We start from the raw sequence: 20,785 nt of genomic DNA on the forward strand, positions 1-20,785 counted from the left end.
TATTTTACCCGATTATTGGCGAAATTTTTATCGTCTAATCAGACAAATTGCAAAAATACTTGACGAGGCTCAATGAAATCCTTATAGTGCGCAAGTCCTAATCACGGTGAGATGTCCGAGTGGTTGAAGGAGCACGCCTGGAAAGCGTGTATGTGGGAAACTGCATCGGGGGTTCGAATCCCCCTCTCACCGCCATTCTTAATATATTTTCTTTTTATTTTGCCTTACCCCAATCGATTTCGGTTATACTGACTGCCATTCCAACAATAAAAAACATTTTAAAAAACGACCGCACTTTGTGTGTCGGCGCCTCTGTTTTAGGTCTTGAATTTACATAATATATCCCAATATTAAGCCAAATCAGCGGAATTTAGATAAGAGAGTACATGATGAGAGCAAAAAAATCAGAATTACAAACGATACCGGTATTGCCATTGCGCGATGTTGTCGTGTTTCCTTTTATGGTCATGCCGTTATTTGTCGGTAGACCAAGATCCATTAGCAGCCTTGATGAAGCCATGAATAACGGAAAACAGTTGTTATTGGTTTCGCAAAAACAGGCGGAGTTGGAAGAGCCGTCCATTGAGGATTTATATGATGTCGGCACCATTGCCAACATCATTCAATTACTGAAATTGCCGGACGGCACAGTGAAAGTGTTGGTGGAAGGACAACAACGCGCCAAAATTCATCATATTGAGGATTCCGGTGAGCATTTTCAGGCACAGGTTGAACCGCTTGGTAGCACGCTTGGTAATAAAAAAGAACTTCAAGTGGTGCATAAAGCCGCGTTGGATGAATTCCAAAATTATGTGAATTTAAATAAGAAAGTGCAGCCTGACATTCTTTCCGCGCTGCAACAAATTGAAAATCTTGAGCAATTGAGCGATACCTTGGCGTCACATTTGCCGGTTTCCGTTGCGCAAAAACAAGCGGTATTGGAAATGACAAATGTGGTGGAACGTTTTGAATATTTGCTCGGTTTAATGCAATCGGAAGCGGATTTGTTGCAGGTGGAAAAACGTATTCGCGGTCGCGTGAAAAAGCAAATGGAAAAAAGCCAACGCGATTATTATTTGAACGAGCAAATTAAAGCCATTCAAAAAGAATTGGGCGAAGAAGAAAATACTGTCAGTGAAATTGAACAACTTCGTCAAAAAATTGCAGACGCGAAAATGCCTCAGGAAGCCCGTGAAAAAACGGAAGCCGAACTGCAAAAACTGAAAATGATGTCGCCGATGTCGGCGGAAGCCACGGTGGTACGCAGTTATATCGACTGGATGTTGCAGGTGCCTTGGCATAAACGCACGAAGGTGAAAAAGGACATTGCCAAAGCGCAGGAAATTCTGGATGCCGATCATTATGGTTTGGAACGCGTGAAAGAGCGTATTTTGGAATACCTTGCGGTACAAACCCGTTTGAATCAATTGAAAGGCCCGATTCTTTGTTTGGTGGGCCCTCCCGGCGTAGGGAAAACCTCTTTGGGGCAATCCATTGCGAACGCAACAGGGCGTAAATATGTGCGTATGGCGTTAGGCGGCGTGCGTGACGAAGCGGAAATTCGCGGCCACCGTAAAACTTATATCGGATCGTTGCCGGGTAAACTGATTCAGAAAATGGCGAAAGTCGGCGTGAAAAACCCGCTTTTCCTGTTGGATGAAATCGATAAAATGTCCTCCGATATGCGTGGCGATCCGGCATCTGCTTTGCTGGAAGTGTTGGATCCGGAACAAAATGCCCATTTCAACGATCATTATTTGGAAGTGGATTACGATTTGTCTGATGTCATGTTTGTGGCGACCTCAAACTCCATGCACATTCCGACACCATTGCTCGATCGTATGGAAGTGATTCGTTTATCCGGCTATACGGAAGATGAAAAACTGAATATCGCCACCCGTCATTTAATCGCCAAACAAATGGAGCGTAACGGCTTAAAAGCGGGTGAGTTAACCATTGACGACAGTGCCATTGTGGACATTATCCGCTATTACACCCGTGAAGCCGGTGTGCGTAATTTGGAACGTGAAATTTCTAAAATCTGCCGTAAAGCGGTGAAAACCTTATTGTTAGATAAGAAATTAAAATCTATCAAAGTCAGTGCGAAAAACCTGCACGACTACCTTGGCGTAAAACGTTTTGAATTTGGTCGTGCGGATACGCAAAACCGCGTGGGTGAAGTGACCGGTTTGGCGTGGACGGAAGTGGGCGGTGATTTACTCACCATTGAAACCGCTTCCGTACCGGGCAAAGGCAAACTCAGTTATACAGGTTCTCTTGGCGACGTCATGAAAGAATCCATTCAGGCGGCAATGACCGTGGTGCGTTCCCGTGCGGATAAATTGGGCATTAACCCGGAATTCCACGAAAAACGTGATATTCACATTCACGTGCCGGATGGCGCAACACCGAAAGACGGCCCGAGTGCGGGGATTGCCATGTGCACTGCGTTAGTGTCCTGTTTAACCGGTAATCCGGTGAAATCGGAAGTGGCGATGACCGGTGAAATCAGCTTGCGCGGCAAAGTATTGCCAATCGGCGGGTTAAAAGAGAAATTACTGGCGGCGCATCGCGGCGGCATTAAGACCGTGATTATTCCGAAAGATAACGTGAAGGATTTGGAAGATATTCCGGAAAATGCTAAACGGGATCTGAAGATTCACGCGGTGGAAACTATTGATGAGGTGTTGAGCCTGGCGTTGGAAAATCCGCCGTTGGGTGTCGAATTCGTCAAATTGGATCCGATTTCGGCAGTGAAAACCAACCGTCGTAAGAAAACCGTTACCAGAAGTGCGGTCAATTAATTAAACGTTTTTCAAAAGCCAAATTATCATCGAATAATTTGGCTTTTTTTATTTTGCTAGTGCGTGCAAACGCGCTTTAGATTATAATCGTGCAAATTTTTGCGTCATTTTTATAGGATACATTTCAATGGTAATGGAAAAACTGCACGGAGCCTCAAATAACTGGGCTTCCAAGTTTCTTTTTGGTTTTATTACTGTCACGTTCGTTATCAGTTCTATGGCAGGTTATCTTTACAGCAGAACCGATAGTTCGGCGGCGACAGTGAATGGGGAAGAAATTTCGCAGCAAGCTTTTCAAAATCAATACAATATTGCCTCTCAAAATCTGAGCCCACAGGAAGCGGATTCCCCGTCTGTGGTGGCAAATCTGAAAAGACAGGTTTTATCTTCCTTAATCGATCAGGAATTATTACGTCAATACGTTAAAGATCTCAAATTGGGTGTTAGCGATGAACGCATTAAGCAGGAAATCGTCACTACTCCGAGTTTCCAAAGTAACGGTAAATTTGATAATGCGTTATATCAGCAGGTATTGCAAAGTAACGGCATCAGTGCAGAAACCTATGCCGGTTATGTACGCGAAGCCTTACGTTTGGAACAATTACAAAGCGGTTTAGGGGTTACCGCCTTCACTGTGCCGGTACAGCAGGACGAATTGGCGAAACTGTTCTTTCAACGTCGCGATGTCCGTTTGGCGAAATTGTCCTTAGCTGATGAAATCGCCAAACAAACCGTCAGTGCAGAAGAAATTCAGGCTTACTACGATGGACACAAAGCCGAATTTACCCTACCGGAATCGGTGAAAGTACAATATCTTGATTTATCCGACGCCAATATGGAGAAAAACATCAATATTACCGATGTGGAAATTGCTCAATATTATCAAGACAATAAATCTCAATTCATGACGCAAGGTCAGCAACGTTTGGCGCATATTCAAGTGAAAACCGAACAACAGGCACAGGACTTGTATCAACAGCTACAAAACGGTGCGGATTTTGCCATCTTAGCGAAAAATCATTCCATTGATCCGATTACCGCAGAAAAAGGCGGTGATTTAAGTTGGGTAAGTGCGGGTGAATTTCCAAAAGTTTTTGAAGATGCCGCCAATGCGTTAGCTGTCGGCAAATTCAGCCAACCGATTAAACTGGATAACAGTTATCACATTATTTTGGTGGAAGAGCGTAAAGAGCCTGCCGTATTGCCGTTGGAAAACGTTAGAGCGCAAATTATTGCGCAAATTCGTCAAAACTTGGTGAGTAATCAATTCTATTCTGTTGAAAAACGCGTGGCGGAAAAAGCCTTTGAGGACTCCTCCTCATTGCAAGCCGCAGCGGAAGCCGGTGGGGTGAAAGTGCAGGAAACCGGCTATTTTTCCCGTAAGGATATTCCGGCAGCACTAAATTACCCGAATGTGATTTCAGCGATTTTTGACTCCGATATTTCTCAAGGCGGTAGCAATTCCGAACCGATGAACGTGGGTGATCAACATTCCGTTGTGATTCGTGTGTTAGAGCATAAAGCGGAAAGCGTGAAGTCATTAGATGAAGCGAAAAATGAGATTACGACACGCTTAAAACGTCAAAAAGCAGAGGCGGTGGTGTTAGCGGAAGCAAATAAATTAGTGCAGGAATTAGATTCCGGAAAGACCATTGAACGCCTGAAATTTGGTTCTCAACAACGTTTGGTCTTTGCCGAAAATAACGATCCGATGTTGCACAATGCCGTGTTTGCTATGCCGAAACCGGCGGAAGGTAAAACGGTTTATCAGGCCGCTAAAGAAAGCAAAGGCGACGTGGTGATTATCGCATTGGATAAAGTCGTCGACGGCGCATTAAGCGAGCAGGAGCAACAACAATTTGCCGTACAACTTGAACGTGCCGCTCAAATGGCATTGCAAAATGATTTGTTAAATGCTTTGCGTGCAAAAGCCAAAATTGAAATTAACGATTCGTTTATGAATCAGGAGCAATAATTCACATAATGCCTATGAAATCATAGGCATTATTTTTGTCTGCGATGTGCTGTTCATCCATCACATTTTCATTTACAATTCCGCGATTTAATTTTTCGCGTCTAACTATCCAAGAAAAAGGAGACATACGATGAAATTAGTAGAAGTTAAACATCCGTTAGTAAAGCATAAATTAGGTTTAATGCGCGCCGCTGATATTGATACTAAAAAATTCCGCGAGTTAGCTACCGAAGTAGGGAGCTTATTAACCTATGAAGCGACCTCCGATTTAGAAACGGAAAAAGTGATTATTGACGGTTGGTGCGGTCCGGTAGAAATCGATCGTATTAAAGGCAAAAAAGTGACCGTTGTGCCGATTTTGCGTGCCGGTCTCGGCATGATGGATGGCGTATTGGAACATGTGCCGAGCGCGCGGATCAGTGTGGTGGGGATGTACCGTAATGAAGAAACCTTGGAACCGGTGCCGTATTTCCAAAAACTTGCCAGTGATTTGCATGAACGTTTGGCAATCGTAGTGGATCCGATGTTAGCCACCGGCGGGTCCATGATTGCGACCATTGACTTGCTTAAACAAAAAGGCTGCCAGCATATTAAAGTATTGGTATTGGTTGCCGCACCGGAAGGGCTTGCCGCACTGGAAAAAGCCCATCCTGATATTGAGTTATATACTGCGTCTATTGACGATCACTTAAACGAAAACGGCTATATTATTCCGGGCTTGGGTGACGCTGGCGATAAGATTTTCGGTACGAAATAAACCTTATTTCAACCGAATTGAAGGCGGATTTTTATCCGCCTCTTTTGTGGTTAGGCGATCTAAAAACGCTGAAAAAAACAACCGCACTTTTAAGTTAATTCAGACAGAGAGTTGAAACTTTATATGACAACAGAAACACAATCAGGCGCGCCGGAAGCGCGTCAAAGCGTTGGTAAACAGGCGTTTGTCGGCTTACAAATGTTATTCGTCGCCTTCGGCGCATTGGTTTTAGTGCCTTTAATTACCGGCTTGGATGCGAATACCGCATTACTCACCGCAGGTATCGGAACCTTACTTTTCCAATTATGTACAGGCAAACAAGTGCCGATTTTTCTTGCCTCCTCCTTTGCCTTTATCGCACCGATTCAATACGGCGTCGCCACTTGGGGCATTCCGGTAACCATGGGCGGTTTAGCTTGTGCCGGTTTGGTTTATGTGGCATTAAGCGCGTTGGTCAAACTGCGCGGTGCGGCAGCACTGGAACGAATTTTCCCGCCGGTAGTGGTCGGCCCTGTAATCATTATCATCGGGATGGGCTTGGCGCCGGTCGCAGTGGATATGGCGCTAGGCAAGAACAGCGCGTATCAATACAACGATGCGGTGTTGGTTTCCATGGTGACCTTAATTACCACCTTATGTGTTGCCGTTTTCTCTAAAGGGTTGATGAAATTAATTCCGATTATGTTCGGTATTGCCGTGGGTTACATTTTATGTTTATTCATGGGGTTGATTAATTTCCAACCGGTATTGGACGCGCCTTGGTTCAGTATGCCGAATCTCACTGCGCCGGAATTCAAACTGGAAGCGATTTTGTATCTACTACCGATTGCCATCGCACCTGCCGTGGAGCATGTGGGCGGGATTATGGCAATCAGTTCGGTGACAGGTAAAGATTTCATTAAAAAACCGGGTTTACACCGTACTTTATTAGGTGACGGTATCGCCACCAGCGCCGCGTCATTATTAGGCGGACCGCCGAATACTACTTATGCGGAAGTGACAGGTGCCGTCATGCTGACCCGTAACTTCAATCCGAATATCATGACTTGGGCTGCGGTTTGGGCGATTGCTATTTCTTTCTGCGGCAAAGTAGGCGCGTTTTTATCCACCATTCCGACTATCGTCATGGGCGGTATCATGATGTTGGTGTTCGGTTCTATTGCTGTGGTGGGCATGAGCACCTTAATCCGCGCCAAAGTGGATGTCACCGAAGCGCGTAATCTCTGCATTATTGCGGTGGTGATGACTTTCGGTATCGGCAATATGTTCGTTGATGTGGGCGGCGTCTCCTTAAAAGGTATCAGCTTGTGTGCCGTGGTTGCCATCATCTTAAATTTGGTGTTGCCGAAAGCGAAAAACGATACGCTTAAGGATTAAGATAAAATGTCATTGGTGGGGAGAAAAATATCCGCCAATGGCTTTCTAAATGAAAAAATTTCGTTTATTCTTACCGCACTTTATGTCAGCATTTCGGTATTTGATTTGAGCGAGCAACATTTCCAACTTCCTTTGCCTATTCATCAATTGGATGATGATACTCTGGAAAATTTCCACGCAGAAAATAATCAGCTTCTGCTCAATTCCCTGCAAAAAAACTTCACTCATCTTCATCAGCAATTTTTCTATATTTGGGGTAATCGCGGCAGTGGCAAAAGTCATTTATTGAAAGCCGTTTACCGTCATTATTTAACCCGACAACGCCCAGCACTTTATGTGCCTTTAACCAAGGCGCAATACTTTTCACCTGCGGTGTTAGAGAATCTTGAGCAACAGGATGTGGTGTGTTTGGATGATGTGCAGGAAGTGATCGGCAATGCAGAATGGGAGTTGGCGATTTTTGATTTAATTAATCGCATTCGGGAGACCGGTAAAACGCTGTTGTTGATCAGCGCGGATCAGTCGCCGGCGAATTTGGCTGTGCGTTTGCCCGATTTACATTCCCGTTTAACCTGGGGTGAAGTGTATCAATTAATGCCGCTGGACGATGCGCAAAAAATTGCCGTGTTGCAGGAAAATGCCCATCAGCGCGGCATCGAATTGCCGGATGAAACGGCAAACTTCTTATTTAAGCGACTGGAACGGGATATGAAAACCCTGTTTGAAACTTTAGAAAAACTGGATCAGGCTTCTTTACAGGCACAGCGCAAACTGACCATTCCGTTCGTCAAGGAAATCCTGTCCTTATAACCGTCTTACAACCATCTGCGGGTGCGGCGACAATATGCCGTAAACGTCTCTCCAAAAATTTTTCTCAGACTTTCTTCTTCCCGTTTAATCTGAAATTCGGTGATGTACCACACGAATAACACAATGCCTAAAATTGCCGACAGGGAACCCAAATAGCACATCCAAGCCAATAACACAAAAACTAAGCCTAAATACATGGGATTACGGGTGTATTTATAAATGCCGGTGGTGACTAATTGTGATGCCGTTTCTAATTGCAGTGGATTGACGGTGGTTCTTGCCAATAAGAATTGCAGAATGCTGCCCGAACCGATGAGACAGCCTAGGACGGCAAAAACAATGACTAATCCCCAAGAAATCGGAAACTGCCAAAGTGGCGGAAGGAGCTTCATCAGCAATGCGCAGAAAACAAAAATAAGCGGTGGTGGAACCGGTAGTTTGACTTTATTTGCCGACATGATTTTTCCCTTGTGCTATGAATAAAAGAAAGGCTTGGAAAAACCAAGCCTTAAAAACTATAAATTATTTAACCGCACTTGAATCAGTTGTTGCTCCAACGGACCCGCATTTTCCCGCGCCTGTTCATAGCTGGCTTTCGCTGCCGCTTTATCGCCTTTGGCTAATTGAATGTCGCCGGATAACAGATTTTTTGCGCTGTTCCAGGTTTGTTCTTTCACCAGTTTTAGGCTATCCAGCGCCGGATCCAATTGTCCTAATTGGAATTGTACCGAAGCTAAACGTAACGCGCTTATGGAAGATAAAATATCATCGGTAGATTGCGCCACGGCTTGCTTTAAAGCCTCTTCAGCCAACGGGAAATCTTTATTTTCCACCGCAATTTTGGCTTTATCCAACAAGGCTAATACGGCATAGCTGGTTTTTTCATTATTTTTAATGAACTGATCAAATTGTTCCGCCTGTGTTTTCGGATCTTTTTGATAATTAAACAATGCTTGTTCATATTCTGCAGAGGCATTGTGTATTTTTTGCAGTTGGTGTGATTGCCAGTAATTCCAGCCGAATACGCCACCGAATGCAATGACGAAACACAGGATGATGAATTTATAGTTTTCGTTCCACCACGCCTTGATGGCACTCAGTTCTTGTTCTTCTTCAATGGTATAAGCCATGTTTTTTCCTTATTTGAACGTATCTTGAATATGCTTTGTGATGTCGCTTAATGCCACAACCACTTGTTCGCTATGTTGCAACAAGTCTTTTACCACCACTTGTTGATTTTTCACTTCATCTTCACCGATAACGAGCGCTAATTTTGCCCCGCTTTTATCGGCACGTTTGAATTGTTTTTTGAAATTACCGCCGCTGCAATGCAATAGCGTGCGTAAGTGCGGTAATTCCGAGCGGAGTTTTTCCGCCAAAGCAAATGCCGCCACGGTAGTACCTTCGCCTTGATAAACGATGTAAATATCCACCGCACTTGGTAAAGAAATTTGTTTATTGACTTCTTGCACCAACAACACCAAGCGCTCCAAGCCCATGGCGAAACCCACACCAGAAGTCGCATGACCGCCAAGCTGTTCCACCAATCCGTCATAACGCCCGCCGCCGCATACGGTGCCTTGCGCGCCTAAGGCGGAAGTGACCCATTCAAACACGGTTTTGTTGTAATAATCTAAACCGCGAACCAGTTTTTGATTGATCTCGTATTGAATGCCTAAATTATCCAATAAGGCGCATAATTGCGCGAAATGTTCGCGGGAGTCGTCATCCAGGTAATCGTGTAATTTCGGCGCGTCGTTGAGCACTTGCTGAACGCGTTGATCTTTACTGTCCAAAATGCGCAACGGATTCGTGGTTAAACGGCGTTTGCTGTCTTCGTCTAAAATATCAATATGATTTTGCAGGAAATCCAGCAACGCCTGACGATAATTTTTACGTGCTTCCAAGGAGCCGATAGAATTAAGTTGAAGCGTCACGTGCTCAAAAATGCCTAAATCTTTCCACAAGCGGGCAGTTAAGGCGATGAGCTCCGCATCGATTTCCGGATTCGGAATGCCGAAAATTTCCACGCCGACTTGATGGAATTGACGATAACGGCCTTTCTGCGGACGTTCATAACGGAACATCGGTCCCATATACCACAAGCGCTGTTCTTGGTTGTATAACAAACCGTGTTCGATGCCTGCACGCACGCAACCCGCCGTACCTTCCGGGCGTAGGGTTAAACTTTCTTCATCGCGGTCATCAAAGGTGAACATTTCTTTTTCCACCACATCGGTGACTTCGCCGATAGCACGGGCGAACAACGGTGTGCTTTCCACAATCGGCATACGAATTTCGGCGTAACCATACGACTGTAAAACCGACCGCACTTTATTTTCAACCCACTGCCAAAGCGGGGTTTCCGTTGGTAAGCAATCGTTCATGCCACGAATTGCCTGAATAGTTTTTGCCACAATAAATTCCTGTTATAACAATTAAATAATTCGATTTTTCGGATCTTGCTGCGCAACGCGGGCGCGAATTTTCGCTTCTAATTGATTGATTAAATCGTCGTTATCAAAACGTTCTTTCTGACGCTCGCCGGATAAATAATAGCCGCTTTTCTTGTTACCGCCGGTCACGCCTAAATCGGATACTAATGCTTCGCCCGGGCCGTTGACTACGCAGCCGATAATGGACACATCCATCGGCGTGATAATGTCTTCAAGACGTTGTTCAAGGGCGTTGACCGTGCCGATGACATCAAATTCCTGACGGGAGCAGGTCGGGCAGGCGATAAAGTTAATGCCGCGCGAACGAATACGCAGCGATTTCAAAATATCGAAACCTACTTTGATTTCTTCCACCGGATCCGCCGCTAAGGACACACGCAGAGTATCGCCGATGCCTTCGTTTAATAACATGCCCAAGCCGATTGCGGATTTCACCGCACCGGCGCGGGCGCCGCCGGCTTCGGTAATGCCCAAATGTAACGGCTGCTTAATGGCTTTGGCGAGTAAACGATAAGATTCCACCGCCAAATGGACGTCGGAAGCTTTTACGCTCACTTTAAACTGATCAAAGTTCAAGCGATCTAAAATTTCCACATGACGTAATGCGGATTCCAATAAGGCTTCCGGTGTCGGTTCGCCGTATTTTTCCTGAATATCTTTTTCCAGTGAACCGGCATTCACGCCGATACGAATCGGGATATTTTTATCTTTGGCGCAATCCACTACCGCGCGAATGCGATCTTCCCGTCCGATATTACCCGGGTTAATACGCAGGCAGTCCACACCGTATTCCGCCACTTTCAGCGCGATGCGATAGTCGAAATGAATGTCCGCCACTAAAGGCACGTTGACTTGTTGTTTGATTAACTTGAAGGCTTCCGCCGCGTCCATGGTCGGCACCGACACGCGCACGATATCCGCGCCTACACGTTCCAGAGATTTAATTTGCGCCACCGTGGCTTCCACATCGGTGGTACGCGTATTGGTCATTGATTGTACGGCAATCGGCGCATCGCCGCCTACCGGTACGTTCCCCACATAAATTTTGGTTGATTCTCTACGCTGAATCTTTGGTTTTTCTAACATTCTTTAACTCATTATTGAGGTAATTTGAATTTCGCCACACGCCCGTCAACGGTCAACGGGAAGGCTTGACCTTTATAGGTAATTCTGACATTGCCCGGTGCGCCGATAATCAAAGAATAAGGCTCTTCTTCGTTGAAGCTTAATACATCGCCCTGTTTGTATTCTTTTTGGGCTAACACTTTACGATTTTTGTCTTTTACGCTGATCCAGCAGTTGCCGATGACTTCAATATGCAAATTATCATTTGTTGCTGCTGCAGAAACACTTGAATTTTCCACCGCACTTTGTGGCTCGGTGGTCGCTTGAACTTCACCTTGAGGGTTAGCCGGTTGTTCGTTACTGCCGATTTTATCCATCTCCGATTGCAAGACATTTGCGGTTGCCGGAGCCTCCGATGTTGGTGTTTGTGCTTGTGGCACAGGCGCTACAGGTGCCGTATTGACTGCAACCGGGGTGTCCGTTAAGGGTTTGGTCTCAATTTCGATATGTGTACCCTTCGGTGCGTTATCCGTTAAAGTGTTTTCGATTTTGGCTGTCGGTTGAGGAACCGGAACGTCGTTGCCATTCGTCTTCACCGGCACGGCATTCACTTCAGCGGTTGTCGGAGCGGAAGTGTAGGAATTGACCAATACATCCCGTTCCGCATTGGATTGCTGATGGCTTTCCCACCACCACATGCCGGTCATGCCGACGACAATTAAAATTACTAGGGCACTGAGGTAGCCGATCCAGTTATTGTGCGAGGAATATTGATTAACGGAACGGGTGGCGCGGGCATTTTTACCTAAATCATTTTTCTGTTCGCTACCGAAATTAATGACATTCACCCAATCGCTGTCCGGAATACGCAAAAATTTTGCATAACTACGCACATAGCCGCGCATGAAGGTGGCGGGGATGGTTTCGCTGATAAACTGATTACTTTCAATGAGATGAACAAGGGCGGGACGCAGAGAAATTTCTTTTGCCACTTGTTCCGGCGTAAGATTCAGTGCTTCGCGGGCAAGGCGGAATTTATCCCCTAAAGTGGTTTGTTGTGCGGTGTTGGGTTGTGCTTCAGATGTATTTTGCATATTCATAACGGACGATATTTCTGGCTAAAATTGAGTGCTAAAGTTTAAGGTTGTAACGCCCGTTTTGCAACTGTTATATGGCGTTATTCTGCGATTGGAAGGAAATTTGTGAGTAAAAACGACCGCACTTTTGGCGGAGGGAAAAGACTATTTTATCCCTTGCGGTAATTTTGCCGCGCGCTCAGGTGCGATTTTCGTCAACAATGCGAGATTTTGTTGGTAAACGGCATCATTTTTAGCGGATAAGGCACACAACGCCAGGTTTTCATAAGTGTCCGCCTGATGATAATAATTCGGGGTTTTAAGAGCGCGTTCAAATTGGATGTAGGCGTTGTCAAAATCTCCTTGCGCACAAAGAAACGCACCGTAATTATTCAAGACATCACCTTGTTTGTTATCTAATTTTATCGCCTTCAAATAGGTCTCCCGAGCCTGCTCCGTATCGCCTTGCTGCTGATAGAAATAGGCAAGTGCCGCCGATACCAAATAATAGTCGGGCGCATAGGACAGCGCTTTATCCAGATTCAGTTTTGCTTGCGTGGAATCCTGTTGTTGTAAATAGCCCAATGCCAGTTCTACGCGGGCTTTAGCGGCTTTTTGTTTGTCGAAATCTACGTTGTGTTGTTGGGTGACGCAGGCGGCAAGAAAAAATGGAAAAATAAACGGTATTGCACGGTTGAAAACTTGAGATTTGACCATTTATTTTTCCTCCTAAACAGGTTATTGGACTTGAACGGCGATATTTTGCCCGAAACGTTTTTTCTGCGCGGTACGTTTAGTTCGGTCGATAACATCGCCCGCCAACTGTCCGCACGCCGCGTCAATATCATCGCCACGGGTTTTCCGTACGATCACGGTTAAGCCGTATTCCATCAGGGTTTTCTGGAAACGGTCGATGCGCGTGTTGGAGCTTTTGGCATAAGGCGCCTCCGGGAACGGATTCCATGGAATTAGATTAATTTTGCACGGCGTATTTTTTAACACTGCCGCTAATTGGTGGGCGTGTTCCACATGATCGTTAATGTGATCCAACATCACATATTCAATGGTCACTTTGCCGTGATTGGCGTTGGAGACGCTCAAATAACGGTTCACCGAATCAATTAAGGTTTTAATGTTGTATTTTTTGTTTAACGGCACGATTTCGTCGCGCAATTCGTCGTTCGGCGCGTGCAAGGAAATCGCCAATGCCACGTCGATCATTTTGCTTAAATTATCTAACGCCGGCACGACGCCTGACGTGGATAAGGTCACACGGCGTTTGGATAAGCCGTAAGCGAAATCATCCAACATAATTTCCATTGCCGGCACCACATTCGCCACGTTGAGCAACGGCTCGCCCATGCCCATCATCACCACATTGGTAATCGGACGCACGCCCGTTACGCCGAAATTGCCGATAATTTTTGAGGCACGCCACACCTGACCGATAATCTCCGATACCGTTAAATTGCGGTTAAACCCTTGCTGTGCGGTGGAGCAGAAGGTGCAAGCTAAAGCGCAGCCCACCTGCGAAGACACACATAAGGTGGCACGATCCGCTTCGGGAATGTACACAGTTTCTACCTGCTGATCGCCTACTTGCATCGCCCATTTAATGGTACCGTCGGCAGAGCGTTGTTCCACCGCCACTTCCGGCGCTTTAATTTCCGCCACGGTTTTCAATTTTTCCCGTAACTGCTTGTTTAAATTGGTCATATTGTCGAAATTGTCTTCACCGAAATGGTAAATCCATTTCACCAACTGATCGGCGCGGAACGGTTTTTCGCCCAATTCGGCGAAAAATTCACGCATTTGCGCACGGGTTAAATTCATTAAATTGACTTTTTTTGCCGATTCGGCAACAGGTTGTTCTAGCATGGGAGCCTCGTTATTACACATTGCGGCGGAAACCGAAATTCTCGTCGTTCCGAATGTTATTGACGCGACGAGAGGATAAAAATAGGGTGCGATTGTACAGATTTCGGTCTTATTAAGCCAGCGATTTTACACGTGACGAAAAAACGTTGTAAAAAACGACCGCACTTTTTTGTGATCGGGATCGAAGAATTGGAAAAAAATTGACAGAATTTCGCTGAAATATCAGTAAATCGTACTGGTTGGTTCTTCTTTTCACTTCTTTATAAGTAGAATCAAAACGGAGTTAAATGTTGATTAAGAGGAGTCATTATGAAATTAAGAAAATTAGCCGCACTTACCGTATTCAGTTTAGCCTGTTCCGCCGCCTATGCGGCAAATTTGCCGAACATTACCATTTTGGCAACCGGCGGAACCATCGCCGGCGGAGGGGAAACGGCGGTCAGTTCCGCTTATAAAGCAGGGCAGTTGACGGTAGAACGTTTAATTGAAGCCGTACCGGAAATGAAAAATCTGGCGGAAATCAAGGGTGAACAAGTGGTGAATATCGGCTCGCAGGATATGAACGATGAGGTCTGGCTGAAATTAGCCAAAACCATCAATCAGCAATGTGCCGATACGGACGGCTTTGTGATTACCCACGGCACGGACACTATGGAAGAAACCGCGTATTTTCTGGATTTAACCGTTAAATGTGACAAGCCGGTGGTGTTGGTGGGGGCAATGCGTCCGGCGACGGAAAAAAGCGCCGACGGTCCGTTGAATTTATACAATGCCGTGGTGGTGGCGACAGATAAAAAATCTGCCGGTCGCGGCGTGTTGGTGGCGATGAACGGCGAAGTGTTGGGCGCCCGTGATGTGACAAAAATGAGCACCACCGCAGTGCAAACCTTTGTGGCGCCGAATTTCGGTCCGCTGGGTTATATTCATAACAGTAAAGTAGATTACGAACGTTCGCCGGAAAGTAAACACACCACAAATACGCCGTTTGATGTGTCGAAATTGGATGCGTTGCCAAAAGTAGGCATTGTGTATGCTTATTCCAATATGCCGACAGAACCGCTACAGGCCTTGTTGAGCGCAGGTTATCAGGGCGTGATTAGCGCGGGCGTGGGCAATGGCAATGTGAATCAGGCAAATTTAGATTTATTGGAAAAAGCGGCGAAAGACGGCGTGGTGGTAGTACGCTCTTCCCGCGTGCCGACCGGTTACACTACCCGCGATGCGGAAGTGGATGACAGCAAATACGGCTTCGTGACTTCAGGCTCATTGAATCCGCAAAAAGCCCGCGTGTTGTTGCAGTTGGCGTTAACCAAAACCAAAGATGTGAAAGAAATTCAGCAGTATTTTGATGATTTCTAACGCGTTATCTTGGATTTTAAAGACGAATAACCCCATACGTGAAGTATGGGGTTACATTTAAAAACGCCGAAAAAAACGACCGCACTTTTACGAGCAAACCACTTTAATCGCCAAGCCGCCTTGGGAGGTTTCGCGGTATTTGGCGTTCATGTCTTTACCGGTTTCGTACATGGTTTCGATGACTTTATCCAAGGTCACGCGCGGGCTGGTGGTGCGGCGTAATGCCATACGGCTGGCGTTAATGGCTTTGACGGAGGCGATGGCGTTACGTTCAATACACGGCACTTGCACTTGCCCGCCCACGGGATCGCAGGTTAGACCGAGGTTATGTTCCATGGCGATTTCCGCCGCGATACACACCTGTTCCGGGCTGCCGCCGAGAATTTCCGATAAGCCTGCAGCCGCCATGGAGCAAGCGACGCCCACTTCCCCTTGACAGCCCACTTCCGCGCCGGAAATGGAGGCGTTCATTTTGTACAACGATCCGATCATGCCGCAGGCGAGCAAATAGCGTTCGACGATTTCGTCGGTTAGCGGGCCGACAAATTTTTCATAATATGCCAACACCGCAGGCACGATGCCGCAAGCGCCGTTAGTCGGCGCGGTGACCACCCGTCCGCCGGCGGCGTTTTCTTCATTTACCGCCAAGGCGAACATATTCACCCAGTCAATGACGCTCATGGGATCTTTGGACAGTTCACTGTTAGCCTTCAACATTCTATATAGCGTTGCGGCACGACGCGCCACTTTCAGCGGACCGGGTAACACGCCTTCTGTATGTAAACCGTGCTCAATGCAATCTTTCATGGTTTGCCACACCTGGTGCAAATGGTTTTTTAACGCCTCTTTGCCATGTAGCGCCAATTCGTTTTGCATCATTAGACTGGAAATGGATAAGCCGCTTTCCTGGCAGTTGCGTAAAATATCCGCCGCGCTGCGGTATGGATAAGGCACTTGCACATCATTTTTTTCGGTTTGATGAAAATGCGCTTCGTCCACGATAAAACCGCCGCCGATGGAATAGTAGGTTTGTTTATACAATGCCTGATCGTGATGGAAGGCGGTAATGCTCATGCCGTTTTCGTGCAACGGCAGGAAAGTTTGGTGGAAAATCATGTCCGTTGCGGGATCGAATTTTGCCGTGCGTTTGCCTTCGGCAAGGGGCAGTAGTGCGGTTTTGTTCACCTCCGCAATAAAGCCGGGAATGCGTTCAATTTCCACGTTATGCGGCAAATAGCCCGCCAACCCCATAATAATCGCCGTATCGGTGCCATGCCCAAGACCCGTCATGGAGAGTGAACCGTACACATCCACTTGGATCTTGTCCGTTTTTTCCAGCAGATGTTGCGCAATTAAATCATCAATAAACTGTTTTCCCGCCTTCATCGGACCGACCGTGTGAGAACTGGACGGACCGATGCCGATTTTAAACATATCAAAAACACTGATCATATTTCATTCATCATTTTTCATTATCAGAATGCCTCACGCCTGAAAGTGAGGCATAGGGTTGAATTTTAAAGGAAGCGCATTCTACGCGAAATTTTAAAATAATCCATAGACCACGGCGGAAATCGCAATGGTGCCCATGACCACCACAAACACATTGCTGAGTCTGCCTCTGTAGCGTTGCATAGCAGGCACGTTACGAATGGCATACATCGGCATGATGAACAGAATCATAGCGATAATCGGACCGCCCAGGGATTCGATTAAACCGAGAATACTCGGGTTACGAATCGCCACTAACCAAAGGGTGATAAGAAAGAAAAGTGCGGTGCCATAATTGAGTGTTTTACGATTGATGGTTTTGTTGTCGGTCATTTTCAAGTACAAGCCTTCCAAGCCTTCACGCGCCCCCAAATAATGCCCGAAGAAGGAGCTGGTGATGGCTAAAAACGCCACTAACGGACCAAAATAGGAAATGTACGGATTATCAAATTTGTTGGCTAAATAAGACAGAATACTGATATTTTGTGCTTTGGCTTCGGCAAGTTCCGCCGGGGTTAAGGTGAGCACGCAACTGAATACAAAGAACATCACGAAGAAAAGCAAGATTGTCGCCGTGCCTTTTAAGGTTTTGCCGGCATGTTTTTCCGCCAATATCGGGTCTTTGTATTCCCGTTGTTGAGATTGTGAAAAGGCGGAAATGGCAGGCGAGTGGTTAAAAGAAAACACCAGCACCGGAATCGTGAGCCATAAAGTCACGATGAATCCCTGTGCCGTCGGCATTTCCTGCAACATGGACGTGTTCCAGTTCGGAATGAGATACACGGATAAGGCAAAAAGAATGATCACCAACGGATAAACCAGCAATTCGGTAATTTTCAGCATTACTTTTTCATTCATCAGCATAATGGAAATCAGCGTGGCGATGAGCACGAAAGAGAGCAGCACCCGATTCGGCGACGGCATCCCAAGTTGGTGCACAATGAATGAATCCACGGTGTTGGTAATGCCGTTACCATAAATGAGCAGAATCGGAAAGATCGCGAAAAAATACAATAAGGTAATGAGTTTCCCCGCCGTTTTCCCGAAATGTTCCTCCACCACTTCGGTAATATCGCTGCCCGGTTTGGCGGACGACAGTACAAAGCGGGAAAGACCGCGGTGCGCCAAATAGGTCATCGGTCCCACTAAAATCGCCATCACGATTAACGGCCAAAATCCTCCCATGCCGGCATTAATCGGCAAAAATAGCACGCCCGCGCCCACGGCAGTGCCGAACAAATTGAGCATCCAAACAATATCGAATTTACGCCATTTTTTTTCATTATAATTAGACATGTTGTCTCCTTTTATAAGTTATATTTATTCGGCGCGCATAGTAGTGCGGTTGAGGAGACGCTGCAAAAGGAATTTGGAAGATTTGTGATCGGCGTATAACTTTTACGGCGAATTTTGAGAGTTTTGTAACAAGTTTTTAATATAGCTTGTTAATATTTAAACAACCCAATTCAATTGAGTTTTGCATTTGCGACAAAAATACACCGCACCGTCACGCTGAATTTTATTGTGGCGGCGAATGCTTAATTGATGGGTTTGGCAGGCGCAGCGATAAGTGAATGTTTTGCCTTGCACGGAAGTTAAATCGAACTGATGACGCACTTCCGCCGGTAAATGAAACACGTCCGTCATCACAGACTGCCATTCTTTGCCATGGGGATGCACTTTGCCGTAATGTTGATACACCACCAAATGCGCCAGTTCGTGCAAGACCACTTGATGAATAAACTCTTCGGTGTTTTCCTGCAGTAAAGTTCGGTTAAATTTTATGGTGTTTTCTTGCAGATACGCCAGTCCCGCTTTGCTGCCCCTTAATTCATAATTAATTTGCGGCATGGAAAAAGGTTGTTTGAAATAGGCTTCCGCAAGCTGCAAACCATGTTGTAAACGGCGCAGAATCTGCATTTTCAGAATACGGAAGTTATCGTCGGTTTGTTTATTTTGCATAGAAAAAAGTGCGGTCAAAAAACGCTTTATTTTTTAACCGCACTTTATCACAAATTGATGATTTAAAGTATTATTTTAATCCTGCCGCCGCACGCAAATCTGCCGCGCGATCGATTTTTTCCCATGGGAATTGCTCACGACCGAAGTGTCCGTAAGCTGCTGTTTGGCGATAAATCGGTTGGATTAAATCTAACATTTTGATTAAGCCATACGGACGCAAATCAAAGAATTCACGCACCAATTTCACCAATAATTCATCGGCAACTTTGCCTGTGCCGAAAGTTTCGATCATGATGGAAGTTGGTTCGGCAACGCCGATGGCGTAGGAAAGTTGGATTTCGCAACGATCCGCAAGCCCTGCGGCAACAATATTTTTCGCCACATAACGGGCGGCATAAGCGGCGGAACGGTCAACTTTAGACGGATCTTTGCCGGAGAACGCACCACCACCGTGACGTGCTGCGCCGCCGTAGGTATCCACAATGATTTTACGACCGGTTAAACCGCAGTCGCCCATCGGCCCACCGATAACGAAACGACCGGTCGGGTTGATGAAATATTTGGTCTCTTTGGACAACCATTGTGCCGGCAATACCGGCTTGATGATTTCTTCCATCACGCCTTCGTGCAGATCTTTTTGGCTGATGGCCTCGGAATGTTGCGTGGAAAGCACCACGGCATCAATACCGACGATGTTGTTATCCTCGTATTTGAAGGTTAATTGGCTTTTTGCATCAGGGCGCAACCAATCTAATTTTCCGCTTTTACGCACTTGTGCTTGGCGTTCCATTAAACGGTGGGCATAAGTGATGGCGGCGGGCATGAATACGTCGGTTTCATTAGTGGCGTAGCCGAACATAATACCTTGGTCGCCGGCGCCTTGATCTAACGGGCTTTCGCGATCGACACCTTGGTTAATGTCGGAAGATTGTTTACCGATGGCGTTTAACACCGCACAGGAACGACCGTCAAAGCCCATTTCGGAGCTGGTGTAGCCGATGTCGCAAATCACTTCGCGGGCTAAATTTTCAATATCCACCCAAGCGGATGTGGTGATTTCACCGCCCACCAATGCCATGCCGGTTTTGACGTAAGTTTCGCAGGCAACGCGGGCTTTCGGATCTTGTTTGATGATTTCGTCTAATACCGCATCGGAAATTTGATCGGCGATTTTATCCGGATGTCCTTCGGAAACGGATTCGGATGTAAATAAATAGTGGCTCATTTTCTTGCTCCGGAATAATGTTATAGGGCGTAAATGTAAGGGTATTTGGAAGTATTTCCATCTAGACGGCTATAATACGCGTTTAACTTAAAAATGCAACTTGAGAGGTGGGGAATTTTGTCAGTTTGGTGTAAATAATGATACGGAGAAAAAAGAAAAACCCCCAACAAAGGTTGAGGGTTTTCAATTAAAACAACAACTAAAAAGATTAGCGACGTAAACCTAAACGAGCGATTAAACTGCTGTAAAGTTCAAGATTTGTACGTTTTAGGTAATCTAAAAGTTTACGACGACGGGAAACCATGCGTAATAAACCGCGACGACCGTGGTGGTCTTTTTTGTGTTCCGCAAAGTGCGTTTGCAAATGGTTGATTTGAGCGGTTAATAAAGCGATTTGAACTTCGGAAGAACCGGTGTCTTTACCATCGCGACCATATTCAGCAACGATTTTTGCTTTTTGTTCTGTGCTTAGAGACATAATAACTCCTAATATGAGCGGGTTAATGATACATCGTTAGCCGATCTCTAATTCAGCTACGACAACAAGGAA

General features: G+C 45.9%; 18 protein-coding genes and 1 tRNA gene. 7 read left to right on the top strand and 12 right to left on the bottom strand.

Going from position 1 to position 20,785, the window contains the following annotated elements; all coding sequences use genetic code 11:
- Positions 1 to 105: 105 nt before the first annotated feature.
- From DK430_RS05570 to hda, 6 genes are all read left to right on the top strand, one after another.
- Positions 106 to 195, top strand: a tRNA-Ser gene (locus DK430_RS05570).
- Positions 196 to 386: 191 nt separating this feature from the next.
- Positions 387 to 2,804, top strand: coding sequence for an endopeptidase La (gene lon, locus DK430_RS05575; protein WP_109078105.1), 2,418 nt, complete (start codon positions 387 to 389; stop codon positions 2,802 to 2,804).
- A 127-nt stretch (positions 2,805 to 2,931) separates the two neighbouring features.
- Positions 2,932 to 4,779, top strand: a complete 1,848-nt coding sequence (ppiD, locus tag DK430_RS05580; RefSeq protein WP_109078106.1) for a peptidylprolyl isomerase — start codon at positions 2,932 to 2,934, stop codon at positions 4,777 to 4,779.
- A 130-nt stretch (positions 4,780 to 4,909) separates the two neighbouring features.
- Positions 4,910 to 5,536: a uracil phosphoribosyltransferase gene (gene upp, locus DK430_RS05585; RefSeq protein ID WP_109078107.1), complete on the top strand. Its 627-nt coding sequence runs from the start codon at positions 4,910 to 4,912 to the stop codon at positions 5,534 to 5,536.
- Between the two features lie 123 nt (positions 5,537 to 5,659).
- Complete coding sequence (locus DK430_RS05590; RefSeq protein ID WP_109078108.1) at positions 5,660 to 6,913, top strand: nucleobase:cation symporter-2 family protein; 1,254 nt, start codon at positions 5,660 to 5,662, stop codon at positions 6,911 to 6,913.
- 105 nt (positions 6,914 to 7,018) lie between these two features.
- Entirely contained in the window at positions 7,019 to 7,723 is a 705-nt protein-coding gene (gene hda, locus DK430_RS05595) for a DnaA regulatory inactivator Hda (RefSeq protein WP_109078109.1), read from the top strand.
- A 5-nt stretch (positions 7,724 to 7,728) separates the two neighbouring features.
- Here the strand turns inward: hda and DK430_RS05600 are convergent, their stop codons facing one another.
- From DK430_RS05600 to rlmN, 7 genes are all read right to left on the bottom strand, one after another.
- A complete protein-coding gene (locus DK430_RS05600; RefSeq protein ID WP_109078110.1) occupies positions 7,729 to 8,181 on the bottom strand; it encodes a methyltransferase in 453 nt (150 codons plus the stop codon).
- A gap of 57 nt (positions 8,182 to 8,238) precedes the next feature.
- The gene (locus DK430_RS05605) at positions 8,239 to 8,853 is read right to left on the bottom strand and encodes a YfgM family protein (protein ID WP_109078111.1); all 615 of its coding nucleotides are present in this window, start codon (positions 8,851 to 8,853) and stop codon (positions 8,239 to 8,241) included.
- Between the two features lie 9 nt (positions 8,854 to 8,862).
- Positions 8,863 to 10,140: a histidine--tRNA ligase gene (hisS, locus tag DK430_RS05610; protein ID WP_109078112.1), complete on the bottom strand. Its 1,278-nt coding sequence runs from the start codon at positions 10,138 to 10,140 to the stop codon at positions 8,863 to 8,865.
- A 21-nt stretch (positions 10,141 to 10,161) separates the two neighbouring features.
- Entirely contained in the window at positions 10,162 to 11,265 is a 1,104-nt protein-coding gene (ispG, locus tag DK430_RS05615) for a flavodoxin-dependent (E)-4-hydroxy-3-methylbut-2-enyl-diphosphate synthase (protein ID WP_109078113.1), read from the bottom strand.
- Between the two features lie 11 nt (positions 11,266 to 11,276).
- Positions 11,277 to 12,344 (bottom strand): RodZ domain-containing protein, encoded by a 1,068-nt coding sequence (locus DK430_RS05620; protein ID WP_109078114.1) that lies wholly within the window; start codon positions 12,342 to 12,344, stop codon positions 11,277 to 11,279.
- 141 nt (positions 12,345 to 12,485) lie between these two features.
- Positions 12,486 to 13,037 carry a type IV pilus biogenesis/stability protein PilW gene (pilW, locus tag DK430_RS05625; RefSeq protein ID WP_109078115.1) on the bottom strand — a complete coding sequence of 184 codons (552 nt, stop codon included), beginning with the start codon at positions 13,035 to 13,037 and terminating at the stop codon, positions 12,486 to 12,488.
- A 21-nt stretch (positions 13,038 to 13,058) separates the two neighbouring features.
- On the bottom strand, positions 13,059 to 14,198 hold the full coding sequence (gene rlmN, locus DK430_RS05630; protein ID WP_162616814.1) for a dual-specificity RNA methyltransferase RlmN: 1,140 nt from the start codon (positions 14,196 to 14,198) through the stop codon (positions 13,059 to 13,061).
- 309 nt (positions 14,199 to 14,507) lie between these two features.
- Here rlmN and ansB point away from each other — a divergent pair, with 309 nt between their 5' ends.
- Positions 14,508 to 15,557, top strand: a complete 1,050-nt coding sequence (gene ansB / locus DK430_RS05635) for an L-asparaginase 2 (protein ID WP_109078117.1) — start codon at positions 14,508 to 14,510, stop codon at positions 15,555 to 15,557.
- Positions 15,558 to 15,644: 87 nt separating this feature from the next.
- Here ansB and DK430_RS05640 read toward each other — a convergent pair whose 3' ends face one another.
- From DK430_RS05640 to rpsO, 5 genes are all read right to left on the bottom strand, one after another.
- Positions 15,645 to 17,009 (bottom strand): L-serine ammonia-lyase, encoded by a 1,365-nt coding sequence (locus DK430_RS05640; RefSeq protein WP_109078118.1) that lies wholly within the window; start codon positions 17,007 to 17,009, stop codon positions 15,645 to 15,647.
- Between the two features lie 93 nt (positions 17,010 to 17,102).
- Complete coding sequence (locus tag DK430_RS05645) at positions 17,103 to 18,344, bottom strand: HAAAP family serine/threonine permease (RefSeq protein ID WP_109078119.1); 1,242 nt, start codon at positions 18,342 to 18,344, stop codon at positions 17,103 to 17,105.
- Between the two features lie 156 nt (positions 18,345 to 18,500).
- Positions 18,501 to 19,010, bottom strand: a complete 510-nt coding sequence (locus tag DK430_RS05650; protein WP_109078120.1) for a SprT family zinc-dependent metalloprotease — start codon at positions 19,008 to 19,010, stop codon at positions 18,501 to 18,503.
- Between the two features lie 70 nt (positions 19,011 to 19,080).
- Entirely contained in the window at positions 19,081 to 20,235 is a 1,155-nt protein-coding gene (gene metK / locus DK430_RS05655) for a methionine adenosyltransferase (protein ID WP_109078121.1), read from the bottom strand.
- 208 nt (positions 20,236 to 20,443) lie between these two features.
- Positions 20,444 to 20,713 (bottom strand): 30S ribosomal protein S15, encoded by a 270-nt coding sequence (rpsO, locus tag DK430_RS05660; RefSeq protein ID WP_109078122.1) that lies wholly within the window; start codon positions 20,711 to 20,713, stop codon positions 20,444 to 20,446.
- Between the last annotated feature and the right edge of the window lie 72 nt (positions 20,714 to 20,785).

The sequence above is a fragment of the Aggregatibacter kilianii genome (genome assembly GCF_003129965.1).
In the GTDB taxonomy this organism is placed as follows: Bacteria; Pseudomonadota; Gammaproteobacteria; order Enterobacterales; family Pasteurellaceae; genus Aggregatibacter; species Aggregatibacter kilianii_A.

What these genes read in the sequence shown, in the direction of transcription:
- lon (WP_109078105.1), top strand. Translation starts at nt 387, where the DNA reads ATGATGAGAGCAAAAAAATCAGAATTACAAACGATACCGGTATTGCCA.
- ppiD (WP_109078106.1), top strand. Translation starts at nt 2,932, where the DNA reads ATGGTAATGGAAAAACTGCACGGAGCCTCAAATAACTGGGCTTCCAAG.
- upp (WP_109078107.1), top strand. Translation starts at nt 4,910, where the DNA reads ATGAAATTAGTAGAAGTTAAACATCCGTTAGTAAAGCATAAATTAGGT.
- DK430_RS05590 (WP_109078108.1), top strand. Translation starts at nt 5,660, where the DNA reads ATGACAACAGAAACACAATCAGGCGCGCCGGAAGCGCGTCAAAGCGTT.
- DK430_RS05600 (WP_109078110.1), bottom strand. Translation starts at nt 8,181, where the DNA reads ATGTCGGCAAATAAAGTCAAACTACCGGTTCCACCACCGCTTATTTTT.
- DK430_RS05605 (WP_109078111.1), bottom strand. Translation starts at nt 8,853, where the DNA reads ATGGCTTATACCATTGAAGAAGAACAAGAACTGAGTGCCATCAAGGCG.
- ispG (WP_109078113.1), bottom strand. Translation starts at nt 11,265, where the DNA reads ATGTTAGAAAAACCAAAGATTCAGCGTAGAGAATCAACCAAAATTTAT.
- DK430_RS05620 (WP_109078114.1), bottom strand. Translation starts at nt 12,344, where the DNA reads ATGAATATGCAAAATACATCTGAAGCACAACCCAACACCGCACAACAA.
- pilW (WP_109078115.1), bottom strand. Translation starts at nt 13,037, where the DNA reads ATGGTCAAATCTCAAGTTTTCAACCGTGCAATACCGTTTATTTTTCCA.
- rlmN (WP_162616814.1), bottom strand. Translation starts at nt 14,198, where the DNA reads ATGCTAGAACAACCTGTTGCCGAATCGGCAAAAAAAGTCAATTTAATG.
- ansB (WP_109078117.1), top strand. Translation starts at nt 14,508, where the DNA reads ATGAAATTAAGAAAATTAGCCGCACTTACCGTATTCAGTTTAGCCTGT.
- DK430_RS05640 (WP_109078118.1), bottom strand. Translation starts at nt 17,009, where the DNA reads ATGATCAGTGTTTTTGATATGTTTAAAATCGGCATCGGTCCGTCCAGT.
- DK430_RS05645 (WP_109078119.1), bottom strand. Translation starts at nt 18,344, where the DNA reads ATGTCTAATTATAATGAAAAAAAATGGCGTAAATTCGATATTGTTTGG.
- DK430_RS05650 (WP_109078120.1), bottom strand. Translation starts at nt 19,010, where the DNA reads ATGCAAAATAAACAAACCGACGATAACTTCCGTATTCTGAAAATGCAG.
- metK (WP_109078121.1), bottom strand. Translation starts at nt 20,235, where the DNA reads ATGAGCCACTATTTATTTACATCCGAATCCGTTTCCGAAGGACATCCG.
- rpsO (WP_109078122.1), bottom strand. Translation starts at nt 20,713, where the DNA reads ATGTCTCTAAGCACAGAACAAAAAGCAAAAATCGTTGCTGAATATGGT.